The 12,551-nt window shown below is 64.9% G+C and carries 10 protein-coding genes, 1 tRNA gene and 1 pseudogene; 5 read left to right on the top strand and 7 right to left on the bottom strand.

Features of this window, described 5'->3' with window-relative positions; translation table 11 throughout:
• Window positions 1-175 precede the first annotated feature (175 nt).
• On the top strand, window positions 176-2,074 hold the full coding sequence (locus ACN6PJ_RS18130; protein ID WP_427997232.1) for a PhoX family protein: 1,899 nt from the start codon (window positions 176-178) through the stop codon (window positions 2,072-2,074).
• An 85-nt stretch (window positions 2,075-2,159) separates the two neighbouring features.
• Here the strand turns inward: ACN6PJ_RS18130 and ACN6PJ_RS18125 are convergent.
• The 4 genes from ACN6PJ_RS18125 to ACN6PJ_RS18110 form a co-directional block, all read right to left on the bottom strand.
• A tRNA-Ser gene (locus ACN6PJ_RS18125) sits at window positions 2,160-2,250 on the bottom strand.
• Between the two features lie 136 nt (window positions 2,251-2,386).
• Window positions 2,387-3,943 (bottom strand): SpoVR family protein, encoded by a 1,557-nt coding sequence (locus ACN6PJ_RS18120; RefSeq protein ID WP_427997231.1) that lies wholly within the window; start codon window positions 3,941-3,943, stop codon window positions 2,387-2,389.
• Window positions 3,940-5,199, bottom strand: a complete 1,260-nt coding sequence (locus ACN6PJ_RS18115) for a YeaH/YhbH family protein (protein WP_427997230.1) — start codon at window positions 5,197-5,199, stop codon at window positions 3,940-3,942. The genes ACN6PJ_RS18120 and ACN6PJ_RS18115 overlap by 4 nt, the downstream gene beginning before the upstream one ends.
• 12 nt (window positions 5,200-5,211) lie before the next feature.
• A complete protein-coding gene (locus ACN6PJ_RS18110; RefSeq protein WP_427997328.1) occupies window positions 5,212-7,128 on the bottom strand; it encodes a PrkA family serine protein kinase in 1,917 nt (638 codons plus the stop codon).
• 789 nt (window positions 7,129-7,917) lie between these two features.
• Between ACN6PJ_RS18110 and ACN6PJ_RS18105 the strand changes: the two genes are divergently transcribed.
• Window positions 7,918-8,211, top strand: a complete 294-nt coding sequence (locus ACN6PJ_RS18105) for a hypothetical protein (RefSeq protein WP_427997229.1) — start codon at window positions 7,918-7,920, stop codon at window positions 8,209-8,211.
• Between the two features lie 14 nt (window positions 8,212-8,225).
• Entirely contained in the window at window positions 8,226-8,447 is a 222-nt protein-coding gene (locus tag ACN6PJ_RS18100; RefSeq protein WP_427997228.1) for a hypothetical protein, read from the top strand.
• Here the strand turns inward: ACN6PJ_RS18100 and ribD are convergent.
• The gene (gene ribD / locus ACN6PJ_RS18095; protein WP_427997227.1) at window positions 8,444-9,595 is read right to left on the bottom strand and encodes a bifunctional diaminohydroxyphosphoribosylaminopyrimidine deaminase/5-amino-6-(5-phosphoribosylamino)uracil reductase RibD; all 1,152 of its coding nucleotides are present in this window, start codon (window positions 9,593-9,595) and stop codon (window positions 8,444-8,446) included. The genes ACN6PJ_RS18100 and ribD overlap by 4 nt on opposite strands.
• Window positions 9,596-9,772: 177 nt before the next feature.
• On the opposite strand from ribD, the gene ACN6PJ_RS18090 reads away from it, so the two are divergent.
• Together ACN6PJ_RS18090 and ACN6PJ_RS18085 are read left to right on the top strand one after the other, a co-directional pair.
• A complete protein-coding gene (locus ACN6PJ_RS18090) occupies window positions 9,773-10,336 on the top strand; it encodes a cysteine hydrolase family protein (protein WP_427997226.1) in 564 nt (187 codons plus the stop codon).
• Window positions 10,337-10,354: 18 nt separating this feature from the next.
• Window positions 10,355-11,317, top strand: coding sequence for a GlxA family transcriptional regulator (locus tag ACN6PJ_RS18085; protein ID WP_427997225.1), 963 nt, complete (start codon window positions 10,355-10,357; stop codon window positions 11,315-11,317).
• 22 nt (window positions 11,318-11,339) lie between these two features.
• On the opposite strand, the gene nrdR is transcribed toward ACN6PJ_RS18085, so the two are convergent.
• Window positions 11,340-11,819: a transcriptional regulator NrdR gene (gene nrdR, locus ACN6PJ_RS18080; RefSeq protein ID WP_043544829.1), complete on the bottom strand. Its 480-nt coding sequence runs from the start codon at window positions 11,817-11,819 to the stop codon at window positions 11,340-11,342.
• 183 nt (window positions 11,820-12,002) lie between these two features.
• Window positions 12,003-12,551: pseudogene (gene glyA / locus ACN6PJ_RS18075) on the bottom strand (serine hydroxymethyltransferase); the annotation flags it as partial.

Raw genomic sequence — 12,551 nt, 5'->3', positions numbered from 1 at the left:
AAGAAGCATCCAGGCGGCCGGGATCTCGCGCGCGGGCCCGGCCGCCTACTACCATGTCGGTCAAGACAACGGAATTCACACGATCGTCACCCCTGTGTCATGCGCAGCTTCTAACCTCGCTGCCGCTTTCCTTACAAACAACTTAGCGACTCGTTCGCCTATCTATGAGGTTGGAATGTCCTACTTGACCGACAAATTGCGCGCCCCCTACCGCGAAGCCCAGGGAGAAGTGACGGTTCCGGGCCAGATGCTGGATGACATCGTCGCGGCGAACCCGGAACGCCGTACCTTGCTGAAGAACAGCTTCGGCCTGTCGATGCTGTCGGTGTTCGGCGCCTCCACCCTGCTGACGGCCTGTGGCGGCGACGACGATGACGACGATACGCCCGCCAACGGCGGCGACGGCGAGGGCACGCCCGGCGGCCAACCGGGCGAAGGCGGCACCACCACGCCGCCGGGACCGGACTACTCCGTCACGTTCAAGCCGCTGGACGACAAGATCGTCGCGGACACCGTCACCGTTCCGGAAGGCTATGTGGCCGAGGTGCTGTATTCGGCCGGCGACAAATGCGTGATCGGCTCGGCCGGCTACGCGGGCATTCCGCAGTCCTACCCCGCCACCGAAACCCAATCCGGCGGCCAGCACGACGGCATGCACTTCTATGCGCTGGAGGGCGTGGACCCGAACCAGGGCGGCCTGCTGGTGCTGAACCATGAGGCCTTGGACAACGCCACGCTGGACCAGAGCGTCGAGGGCCTGAAGACCCGTCTGTCGAACGTCGGCGTCTCGGTCATCGAAATTGCGCGCGGCAGCGACGGCGCCTGGGCGGTCAAGACCGATTCGCGCTACAACAAGCGCTACACGGGCAACACCGTCTACAACGTCAGCGGCCCCGCCAAGTCGGTGGTCGGCGCCACCGTCGTGGGCACCCTGAACAACTGCTCCAGCGGCGATACTCCGTGGGGCACGTATCTGACCTGCGAAGAAACGCTGAACAACTACCACTACCAGGCCGGCGACACCGGCCAGCCCGCCGACGAAGGCTATGGCTGGGTGGTGGAAATCGATCCCCAGAACCCTGACTCGACCGCCGTCAAGCGCACCGCGATGGGCCGCTTCAGCCACGAAAACACGGCCTACATGCTGGACGAGAACAATCGCGTCGCGTTCTACATGGGCGACGACACCACGCCCGGCTGCATCTACAAGTTCGTGCCGACCAAGCCCTACGATCCGGCCAACCGCGCCAACAACATGGGCCTGCTGGACGAAGGCACGCTGTACGCCGCCCGCTTCAACGACGACGGCAGCGGCAACTGGGTCGAACTGACGGTGGGCAAGAACAACCTCACCACCGGCGCCACCGATCCGGGCAACTTCACGCAAGTGGCCACCGGCACCGTCATCACCGGCACCATCGTCGATTTCAACACGCAGGCCGACGTGCTGGTGAACACCCAGGCCGCCGCGCGCGTCGCGGGCGCCACGCTGATGGACCGCCCCGAGTGGATCACGGTCGGCGTGGACAAGACCGTGTATTGCACGCTGACCAATAACGGCAGCCGCAAGCGCACCAGCGCCGCCAACCCGCGCCCCAACAACTCGCACGGCCACATCATCCGCTGGCACGAGCGCGGCGACTCGCCGCTCGCGACGACCTTCGAATGGGACCTGCTGCTGCTGGCGGGCCGCGACGCCGCCGACGGCGTGGCGCCCAACCTGACCGGCAACGTCAACGGCGACACCTTCTCCAGCCCCGACGGCATCCGCGTCGATCCCAAGGGCCGCCTGTGGGTGCAGACCGACGCCGGAACCGGCACGTCCACCACGGACTTCTTCGGCAACAACTCGATGTACTACATCGACCAGAAGACCGGCGAATCCAAGCGCTTCCTGGTGGGTCCCCTGGGCTGCGAAATCACCGGCATCGCCTACACGCCCGACCTGACGACGTTCTTCATCAACATCCAGCACCCCAACCAGACCTGGAACACGCTGCGCGCAGGCGGGGGCGACGCCCGCTCCGCCACGGTGGTCGTGCGCCGCACGGATGGAAAACCGGTAGGCGCCTAAGCGCCCGGCCCGCGCCCCGGCCTCGCAGGCCGGGGGCAAAGAAAAAGCCCCTGAGTTCTTCACGAAATCAGGGGCTTATACATTCTGGCGGACAGAGGGGGATTCGAACCCCCGATACGCTTTTGACGTATACACGCTTTCCAGGCGTGCGCCTTCAACCACTCGGCCACCTGTCCTATCTGCGACTTTTGCTGCGGATTTACCGCTGCGAAAAATGCGAATCCGCGATTCTAGCAGATTGCGCGCATCAGCGGCAAGGCCCCATAAAAATGGGGGACGCCTTGGCGCCCCCCCATTGGCCCTGCCCGGCCGTCAGGCCGGCGCGGCGGGCGGGTCCTGTTCGCGGTAGGAGCTGACCGTGCCGTCCGGCTCGGTCTCTTCCAGGCGCACCCTGAAGCCCCACAGCCGCGCCAGGTGCTTCATCACCTGCTCGGCGTCTTCCCCGGCCAGCGGGCGGCCGCGGGTCTTCAGGTGGCGCAGCACCAGCGATCGGTCGGCGTCGCGGTTGAAGCGGACCACCTGGATATCCGGCACCTGGTTGTCGCGGTTGTGCTGCGCGGCCAGCAGACGGCGGATGTCGCGGTAGCCTTCGTCGTCGTGGATGGCGACCACTTCGAGCTTGGGATTGGCCTGGTGGTCCGAGATGGCGAAGAAACGGAATTCCCGGATCAGGCGCGGCGACAGGTATTGCGAGATGAAGGACTCGTCCTTGAAGTTGCGCATGGCGAAGTCCAGCGTCTTCAGCCAGTCGCCGCCCGCGATGTCGGGGAACCAGCGGCGGTCCTCGGGCGTGGGCGCCTCGCAGATGCGGCGGATGTCAGACATCATGGCAAAACCCAGCGCGTAGGGATTGATGCCGCCATAGCCGCGCTCATCGAAGCCCCGCTGGCTGACCACGTTGGTGTGGCTCTGCAGGAATTCCATCATGAAGCCGTCGTTCACCAGCCCTTTTTCGTGCAGGCGGTTGAGGATGGTGTAGTGCCAGAACGTGGCCCAGCCCTCGTTCATTACCTTGGTCTGCGTCTGCGGATAGAAGTACTGCGCGATCTTGCGGACGATGCGCACGAGCTCCTTCTGCCACGGCGCAAGCTTAGGCGAGTACTTCTCGATGAAGTACAGCAGGTTCTCCTCGGGCTCGGGCGGGAACACCGAAGCCTCCACGCGCGTGCTCTTCTCGTCGTCGAGCCGCGGCAGGGTCCGCCACAGGTCGTTGTACTGGAGCCGGGCGTGCTCCTCGCGCTCGGCCTGGCGCGCGGCCTCTTCCTTGTAGGAAATCGGCGCCGGGCGCTTGTAGCGGTCGACCCCGTGATGCGACAGCGCGTGGCAGGAGTCCAACACCGCCTCGACGGCGTCGATGCCGTAGCGGTCTTCGCAGGCCATGACGTACTTGCGCGCGAAGACCAGGTAATCGAGCACGCCATCCGCGTCCGTCCATTGGCGGAACAGGTAGTTGCCCTTGAAGAAGGAGTTGTGCCCGTAGCAGGCATGCGCGATCACCAGCGCCTGCATCGTCATGGAATTCTCTTCCATGAGATACGAGATGCAGGGGTTGGAGTTGATCACGATCTCGTATGCCAGGCCTTGCATGCCGCGGCGGTAGAACTGCTCGTTGCGGATGAATTCCTTGCCGTACGACCAGTGGGGGTACCCGATGGGCAGCCCCGCCGAGGCGTAGGCGTCCAGCATCTGCTCCGAGGTGATCACCTCGATCTGGTTCGGATAGGTGTCCAGGCCGTACTCCGCCGCGACCTTGGAGATCGCCTCGTCATAGGACTGGATCAGTTCGAACGTCCATTCCGAACCTTGGGAGATCGGCCGGGCGCGACCGGCGGTCTCCGGCTCCACGAGAGCTCCGGCGATGGTATTCATGCGGTCTCCTTCTTGAACAGATCATGGAACACAGGGAAGATCTCGCTGCGGTCGCAGATGCGCCGCATGACGAAATGCGGCTCCAGTTTCTGTTCGTATTCGGCCCATAGGCTGCTCTTGCGCGCCTCCTGGGAATCCGGCACCTCGATATAGGCAAAGTAGCGGGTGGCGGGCAACAAGTGCTCCGCCAGGAAACGCGCGCTCTTGCCCGCGTCGGCGCCGAAAGAGTCGCCGTCGCTGGCCTGAGCCGCGTAGACGTTCCAGGAACCCGGCGGATAGCGCTTTTCGAGGATGTCGCGCATCAGCTCCAGCGCCGACAGCACGATGGTGCCGCCGCTCTTGGGGTCGTAGAAGAAGGTCTGCTCGTCCACTTCCTCGGCGTTGTCCGTATGGCGGATGAAAACCAGGTCCACGTGCTCGTACTTGCGCGACAGGAACAGGTAGAGCAGCGAGAAGAAGCGCTTGGCCAGGTCTTTCTTGCCCTCGTCCATGGAGCCCGAAACGTCCATCAGGCAGAACATGACGGCGCGCGCCATGGGGATGGAGACCGATACGCGGTTGCGATAGCGCAGGTCCAGGTCGTCCAGGAACGGCACGCGGGCCAGGCGCTCGCGGCAGTCCTCGACTTCCTGCTCCAGCGCCTGGATCTCGTCGGCGGGCGCGCCCGCCTCCCGCGCCTTCGCCAGGCGTTCTTCGGCGTCCTCGAGATCGGCGCGCGCTTTCACGCTGAGCGCCACGCGGCGCGCCAGCGACGACTTGAGCGTGCGGCTGATGCTCAGCATGCTGGGCGAGCCGGAAGTCGTGTAGCCCGCCCGCTGCCACTTCTTCTGGCTGACCTCGCCCAGCTGGGTGCGCGCCATGTGCGGAAGCTCCAGATCCTCGAAGAACAGATTGAGGAACTCGGCGCGGGACAGGCTGAAGGTGAACTGGTCCACCGACTCCCCCTCGCCCGGCTCGGAGCCGCCTTCCCCCTGCCCGCCCTGCGGCCGGTCGAAGGTGTCGCCCTTGGCGAACTCGCGGTTGCCGGGGTGCACCATCTCGCGGTCGCCGCCCGTGCCGTGCCGGAAGGTCGGCTCGGAAATATCGCGAGCGGGCAGGTTGATTTCGCCGCCCTGGTCCATGTCCTGGATGGAGCGGTCACGGATCATCCCGTGGACCGCCTTGCGGATCTGGTCCTTGTAGCGCCGGAGAAAACGCTCCCGGTTGACGGCGCTTTTATTGCGCCCGTTGAGACGGCGATCGATCAGTGAATTCATGATTCACCTCGCTCAGGAAGACTTCCTCACACGGAGGTACCACTCGCAAAGCAGCCTGACCTGTTTTTCGGTGTAGCCCTTTTCGACCATGCGATCCACGAAGCTCTGGTGTTTCGACTTGTCCTCGGCCGAGGCCTTGGCGTTGAACGAAATCACGGGGAGCAGGTCTTCCGTGTTCGAGAACATCTTCTTCTCGATCACTTCGCGCAGCTTTTCATAGCTGGTCCAGGTGGGGTTGCGGCCGTTGTTGTTGGCGCGCGCCCGCAGCACGAAGTTCACGATCTCGTTGCGGAAATCCTTCGGGTTCGCGATGCCCGCCGGCTTTTCGATCTTTTCCAGTTCGTCGTTGAGCGCGCTGCGGTCGAAGCTTTCGCCGGTTTCCGGATCGCGGAATTCCTCGTCCTGGATCCAGCAGTCGGCAAACGTCACGTAGCGGTCGAAGATGTTCTGGCCGTATTCGGAATAGGACTCCAGGTAAGCGGTCTGGATCTCCTTGCCGATGAACTCCGCATAACGGGGCGCCAGATAGCCCTTGATGAATTCAAGATAGCGCCGGCGGATTTCCTCGGGGTAGTCCTCGCGGCCGATACGCTGCTCGAGCACATACATCAGGTGCACCGGGTTGGCCGCCACTTCCGTCTGGTCGTAATTGAAGACGCTGGACAGGATCTTGTACGCGAAACGCGTGGAGACGCCCGTCATGCCCTCGTCGGTGCCCGCGTAGTCCTTGTACTCCTGCAGGGCCTTGGCCTTCGGGTCCACGTCCTTCAACGTTTCGCCGTCGTAGACGCGCAGCTTCGAGTAGATGCTGGAGTTCTCGGGTTCCTTCAGCCGCGTCAGCACCGAGAATTGCGCCATCATGTCCAGCGTTCCCGGCGCGCAGGGCGCCGCGGACAGCGAACTGTGGTGCAGCAGCTTCTCGTAGATGCGGACCTCTTCCGACACCTGCAGGCAGTACGGCACCTTGACGATGTAGATACGGTCGAGGAACGCCTCGTTGTGCTTGTTGTTGCGGAAGGTCTGCCATTCCGACTCGTTCGAGTGGGCGAGAATCATGCCGTTGAACGGGATCGCGGAAAAGCCTTCGGTGCCCTTGAAGTTGCCTTCCTGGGTGGCCGTCAGCAAGGGATGCAGCATCTTGATCGGGGCCTTGAACATTTCCACGAACTCGAGCAGGCCCTGGTTCGCCAGGCACAGCCCGCCGGAATAGCTGTAGGCGTCCGGATCGTCCTGCGAATGGCGATCGAGCTTGCGGATGTCCACCTTGCCGACCAGCGAGGAAATATCCTGGTTGTTTTCGTCGCCCGGCTCGGTCTTGGCGATGGCGGTCTGGCGCAGCACGGACGGATTCAGGCGCACGACGCGGAACTTCGAGATGTCACCGTCGAATTCCTTCAGGCGCTTCACCGCCCACGGCGACATGATGCCGGTCAGGTAGCGCCGCGGAATGCCGTATTCTTTCTCGAGCGTGTCGCCGAACCGTTCCGGATGGAACAGGCCCAGGGGCGTTTCGTTTACCGGCGACCCCTTCAAGGCGTAGATGGGATAGGTCTCCATCAAGGCCTTGAGCCGTTCCGCGATGGACGACTTGCCGCCGCCCACGGGGCCCAGCAGATAGAGGATTTGCTTGCGCTCTTCCAGTCCCTGCGCAGCATGCTTGAAGAACGCGACGATCTGCCCGATCACGTCCTCCATGCCGTAGAACTCCTGGAACGCGGGATAGCGCCGGATGGTCCGGTTGGAAAACAAACGGGAAAGACGTGGGTCGTTGCGCGTATCCACGATCTCAGGTTCGCCGATCGCGGCCAGCATGCGCTCAGCGGGGCTGGCGTACGCCATGGGATCGCGTTTGGCGAGGTTCAGATACTCCTCAAGGGAGAGTTCTGATTCCTGCTCTCTTGCATACTGCGACTTGAAGCCTTCGACGATGTTTTGCACGGAAACCTCCTACAACACGCGAAAAATCCAATACGTCCCTACGTGTCCCCATTGTGCCTCAGCGCCTACGCATTACTAGACAATCTCGCGATAAGCATCGTCGGCTGGATGGTATGTTGCTTTCGCCACACATCAACCAAGAGCACGATCGGGCCCTTTCCGTTTAGGCTGCACCGTTCGGACACAAGTTCCGTCAGGGAATGCAACTTACGTGAATAAGTTCGCTCGTTCGACTTCAGCATATCGCCGGATGCGCGCAGGGATAAACCGGCTGCACATGAAATGCTCAGCAATGATTTGAAGGGAAGAGCGATATCCCGGGGATTCTTATGATGCGGGTGTAAACCCGATGCGCCCGCTATGCGATGGCAGCGGACGGTCTGAACGGCGCGATGCGTCTTCGTTCAGCAGCATGCCGGCCCGGTCGTGAAAAAGCGCCGATGACGCGGCACGGGAATCCGTGGTGACGAGGGCGCGTGGCGCTGAGCGGTTTAATCCTTCAGGGCGTATCGCCAAGTCATGTGCCTATGCTATAGCCAATTGACCGTTTTGTGGCAATTCATTTTGCGCATTGCCGAAAATAGTCGTGTCGCGGGCACGTGCGGATGCGCGCGCGATTGGCAGCCGCAAGCGCCGAGTGCTAGTACCCCTCGGTGCAATGCGGATATGAGTCCGTGCCGGCCCCCGCACGGCTCTCAGCGATAGAATCACGCATCCGGAACGCGCCCGCGCGCTTCCCAGCCCCTCTTTCCCACGTCAGCCACGGGTCTTTGCCGCGTCATGCAGCCCCATTCGAGGCCCACCGCCAACCGCATCAGCAACCTGGCCCGGATGACCGTCAAACGTGGTTCCGCGGCGCTGTGCGCCGCATTGCTGCTGACGCTGGGCGCTTGCGGCAAGCAGGACGGCGACCTGCCGGCCGATGCTTATGTCTGGCAACGCATCTGGACGCCTCCCGTGACGCGGGCCATGTCGGGCAACGCGGATGTGGTCCGGGCATGGCGCGTGCTGATGGCCGAGATGAATGCGACGACTCGCCGCAACGGGCCTCGGCGATCTACCGGCGCTATATAGAGAGAGGCGCGCGAGTGCCATTCAGCGGCACCTTCGGCCGCGAATGCGCCGAGCCCGACTTCCAGGCGGCCGCCTGGTTCCGCTACACCCAGGCGGAGAAAACCTGGAAACGCCTGGTCCGCGGGCGCCCTGGCCTGTTGGCGGCAGCGGCGGCATTGCTGGCCTTGATCGCCGGCGGGGCGGGCATCCTGGCCTGGCGCAATGCCTCGGCGGGGCGCCGGACGCGGGCCGGCTAGGACAGTTCGGGCAGTTCGACGCGCTGCATCAGCTGGCGCCAGGTGTCGGCCACCCGGGCGCGCACGCGCAGATCGGCCCCCACCCGTTCGGTATCGATGAACTCGTAGCGCCGCGCGGCGTCCAGGTGTTCGAGCATCGGCAGCCGGACCATGCCCGCCGCATCGCCCAGCAGCACCGGCGCCAGATACAGCAGCAGCTCGTCCACGCAACCCGCCGAAACCAGCGCGCCGCTCAGGCCGGCGCCGGCCTCCACGTGCACCTCGTTGATCTGTTCCTGGGCCAGCCAACGCATCATCGCAGGCAGATCCACCCTGCCCGGCTCCTCGCCGGGCAGCACGACGACGCGGGCATTCCTGGCCTGCAGGCGCTCGGCCTTGGCCGCGTCTTCGCGGGCCGTGAACAGAATGACCTCCGCGCCATCGAACAGCCTGGCCTGTTCCGGAATCTCGAAACGGCCGTCCACGACAGCCTTGCGCGGCTGGCGCGGTGTGTCCACCCCTCTTGCATTGAGCTGCGGGTCGTCTTTCAGGACGGTGCCCATGCCGGTGAGCACCACGCAGCTGCGCGCCCGCCAACGGTGCCCGTCGGCGCGGGCGTCGGGCCCCGTGATCCATTGCGACACGCCGTTATGCAGCGCGCTGCGGCCGTCCAGCGACGCCGCCATCTTCATCCATACCCAGGGCAGGCCGCGGCTCATGCGGGAGATGAAACCGGCATTGATCGCCAGCGCCTCCTCCCGGCAGATGCCGGTGCTTACCGCGATGCCGGCCTCGCGCAACCGCGCCAGGCCCTGCCCGTTGACCAGCGGATTCGGATCGCCCAGGGCCACCACCACGCGCGCCGGACGGGCGGCAAGCACGGCGTCCACGCAGGGCGGCGTGCGGCCGAAATGACTGCATGGCTCCAGGGTCACGTAAAGGGTGGCGCCCGCCACCGACTCGCCGCGCGCCTGGGCGTCGCGCAGGGCGCGGACCTCGGCGTGCGGGCCGCCCGGCGGCTGGGTCGCCCCTTCGCCCAGCACGCGTCCGTCGCGCACGATGACGCACCCGACCCGGGGGTTGGGCGCGGTGGTGTACATGACGGTCTGCGCCAACGCCAGGGCGCGTCGCATCCAGAAAAGGTCGTCGGTGTCGCTCGGGATCATCATGCACGGGATTGTATGCCGCCCCGGCCGCCGGGCGCAGTCCGGACGGCGCTGCGGCGAGGCTGCCGTTCAATGTCCGTTTCGGGCCGATAGGCGTCTTTCGGCGCGCTCCCCAAACCGTTGGATTGCAGTAAAAATAGCGCTACAACCTTTCGATTTCCCAGCCAGGAGCCCGGTTCCATGAAACAAGCACTGATTGTCATCGACGTACAAGAATCTTTCCGGCAACGTCCGTTTTGGGATGAAACCGAGTATCCGGCCTTTCTGGAGCAGATCCAGTCCCTGATCGATGCCGCCGCCGCAAAGAACATTCCGGTGCTCCAGGTGTTCCACACCAGCGTCGCCAACGACCCCGCCAGCCCCTTCTCGCTCGCCTCGGGCCACGTCCGGACGCTGGAGGAACTGCGGATCGCCCCCAGCGCCGTGTTCCACAAGACCGTGCATTCGTCGCTCTACGCCAAGGACGCCAGCGGCGCCAGCCTGCACGACTGGCTGCTCGCCCATGGGATCGAAGGCGTCATCGTCTGCGGCATCCGCACCGAACAGTGCTGCGAAACCACGTCGCGGCACGCCAGCGACGCCGGCTTCAAGGTGGTGTTCCCCACCGATGCCACCCTGACTTTCGCCATGCAGAGCCCGTCCGGCAAGCATTACACGCCGGCCGAGATCCGCGACCGCACCGAACTGGTCCTGCAGGGGCGTTTCGCCCGCATCGCGCGCGCCGCGGATGCGCTGGCCGCCTAGCCATCCACGGGAGGCGCCATGGTTCCGGTGTATTTCGTGCTGACGCAGGGCATCGTGCTGCTGGACGTTGCCGGCCCGGCGGAAGCGTTCCGGGTGGCCAACAAGCTCAGCCCGGGCGCGTTCGAGCAGCATTTCTGCGGCCCCTCCCGGGAGGTCGAGAGCGGCATTCCCGGCCTGCACCTGGCGCACATCAGGGCGCTTCCGGCGGCCTTGCCGCCGGAAGCGCTGGTGATCATCTCGGGCGTGGTGGGCAAACCGACGCGCCTGGACGACCCTCATGCCCGGGCCATCATCGAATGGCTGGCCCTGCGCCACCCCGCGGACGGCTTTACGCTGATGACCGTGTGCGCGGGCGCGCTGTTCGCGGCGGCCGCCGGGCTTACCCGGCAGCGCGAATGCACCACGCACCACACCTGCCTGGAACAGCTGGCCAGCCTTGATCCCAGCGCGCGCCTGCACGACAACCGGATTTTCGTCGAGGACGGCAAGCTGGTCAGCAGCGCGGGGATCACGGCAGGCATCGACCTGGCGCTGCACATGGTGTCGCGCCACTGCGGGCCTCGCGTGGCCAGCGAAGTCGCGCGCGACATGGTGGTCTACCAGCGGCGCGCCGGCACGGATTCGACGTTGTCACCCTGGCTGGATCACCGCAGCCACCTGCATCCGGGCGTGCACCGCGTGCAGGATGCGGTGATACGCGACCCCGCCGCGCCCTGGTCGGCGCAATCGCTGGCGGATCACGCGCACACCAGCGCCCGCCACCTGACCCGGCTGTTCCGCGAACACGCGGGATGCACGCCGATGGACTATCTCTATCAGATACGCGTCGCGCTGGCGCGCGACTTGCTGCGCGATACCCGCCTGGACCTGGAGCGGGTGGCGGAGAAATCCGGCTTCGGGTCGGCGCAGCACATGCGGCGCGTCTGGCGCAAATTCCAACCGCTCACGCCCAGCCTGGCCCGCTCCGCCGCCATGCAATGACGGAGCCCGCGCGCTGCCCGGCCTACTCCTTGCGCAGCTTCCCGGGCAGCAGGGGGCCCTGCATCTCGCGGATGGCCTCGACGAATTCGCCGATATCCTCGAAGCTCTTGTAGACCGACGCGAAGCGCACGTATGCCACCTTGTCGAGCTTGCGCAGCTCGTTCATGACGAGCTCGCCGATGTGCTCGGAGGGCACTTCCCGCAGGCCGCTGGCCAGCAACTGTTCTTCGATGCGGGCGACCGCCGCGTCCACGTCCTCCGTGCTGACGGGCCGCTTGCGCAACGCCAGGCTCAGGCTGGCGCGCAGCTTGCCGGGATCGTAGTCGCTGCGGCTGCCATTGCGTTTGACGATGGAGGGCATGGCGAGCTCCACCCGCTCGTAGGTGGTGAATCGCTTGTCACAGGACAGGCAGCGGCGGCGACGGCGGATGGCGTCGCCCTCTTCCGAGACCCGGCTGTCGACGACCTGTGTTTCGGCATTGCCGCAAAATGGACACCGCATGTGTGATCCCTAAAGGCACTGGTGGCAATAGTTGAGCATATTGTAACGACGCTCCCGGCCGCCAGCGTCAATACGGGCTAATCCGGACCTTCCCGGTCCGGAAAGCAAAGGGACGGCGCCTTGCGGGGCCGTCCCTTCGACTGGGCCAGCTTGCGGGCACGGAGCCCGCAGGCGGGTGCGGAATTACTTCTTGCCGTAGACCGGCAGGCGCGAGGTCAGTTCATTGACCTTGGCCCGCACCGCGGCGATATTGGCTTCGTCGCGCGGGTTGTCCAGCACGTCGGCGATCAGGTTGGCGGTCAGTTCTGCCTCCGCTTCCTTGAAGCCGCGGGTGGTCATGGCCGGCGTGCCCAGGCGGATGCCGCTGGTCACGAAGGGCTTTTCCGGGTCGTTCGGGATGGCGTTCTTGTTGACCGTGATGTGGGCCTGGCCCAGCACGGCTTCCGCTTCCTTGCCCGTGATGCCCTTGGAACGCAGGTCCACCAGCATGACGTGGCTTTCGGTGCGGCCGGAAACGATGCGCAGGCCGCGCTTGACCAGCGTGTCGGCCAGCACCTTGGCGTTCTTGACCACTTGCTGCGCGTATTCCTTGAACTCGGGCTCCAGCGCTTCCTTGAAGGCCACGGCCTTGCCAGCGATGACGTGCATCAGCGGGCCGCCCTGGATGCCGGGGAAGATGGCCGAGTTGACGATCTTCTCGTGTTCGGCCTTCATCATGATGACGCCGCCGCG

This window comes from Achromobacter sp. (assembly GCF_050285585.1).
In the GTDB taxonomy this organism is placed as follows: Bacteria; Pseudomonadota; Gammaproteobacteria; order Burkholderiales; family Burkholderiaceae_B; genus Achromobacter.
Note: the sequence above shows the minus strand (reverse complement) of the source record. Positions and strands in the feature narration are given on the sequence as shown.

Bases quoted from the DNA above. Each gene is read 5' to 3' on its own strand.
- ACN6PJ_RS18130 (WP_427997232.1), top strand. From the start codon at position 176: ATGTCCTACTTGACCGACAAATTGCGCGCCCCCTACCGCGAAGCCCAG.
- ACN6PJ_RS18120 (WP_427997231.1), bottom strand. From the start codon at position 3,943: ATGAATACCATCGCCGGAGCTCTCGTGGAGCCGGAGACCGCCGGTCGC.
- ACN6PJ_RS18115 (WP_427997230.1), bottom strand. From the start codon at position 5,199: ATGAATTCACTGATCGATCGCCGTCTCAACGGGCGCAATAAAAGCGCC.
- ACN6PJ_RS18105 (WP_427997229.1), top strand. From the start codon at position 7,918: ATGCAGCCCCATTCGAGGCCCACCGCCAACCGCATCAGCAACCTGGCC.
- ribD (WP_427997227.1), bottom strand. From the start codon at position 9,595: ATGATGATCCCGAGCGACACCGACGACCTTTTCTGGATGCGACGCGCC.
- ACN6PJ_RS18090 (WP_427997226.1), top strand. From the start codon at position 9,773: ATGAAACAAGCACTGATTGTCATCGACGTACAAGAATCTTTCCGGCAA.
- ACN6PJ_RS18085 (WP_427997225.1), top strand. From the start codon at position 10,355: ATGGTTCCGGTGTATTTCGTGCTGACGCAGGGCATCGTGCTGCTGGAC.
- nrdR (WP_043544829.1), bottom strand. From the start codon at position 11,819: ATGCGGTGTCCATTTTGCGGCAATGCCGAAACACAGGTCGTCGACAGC.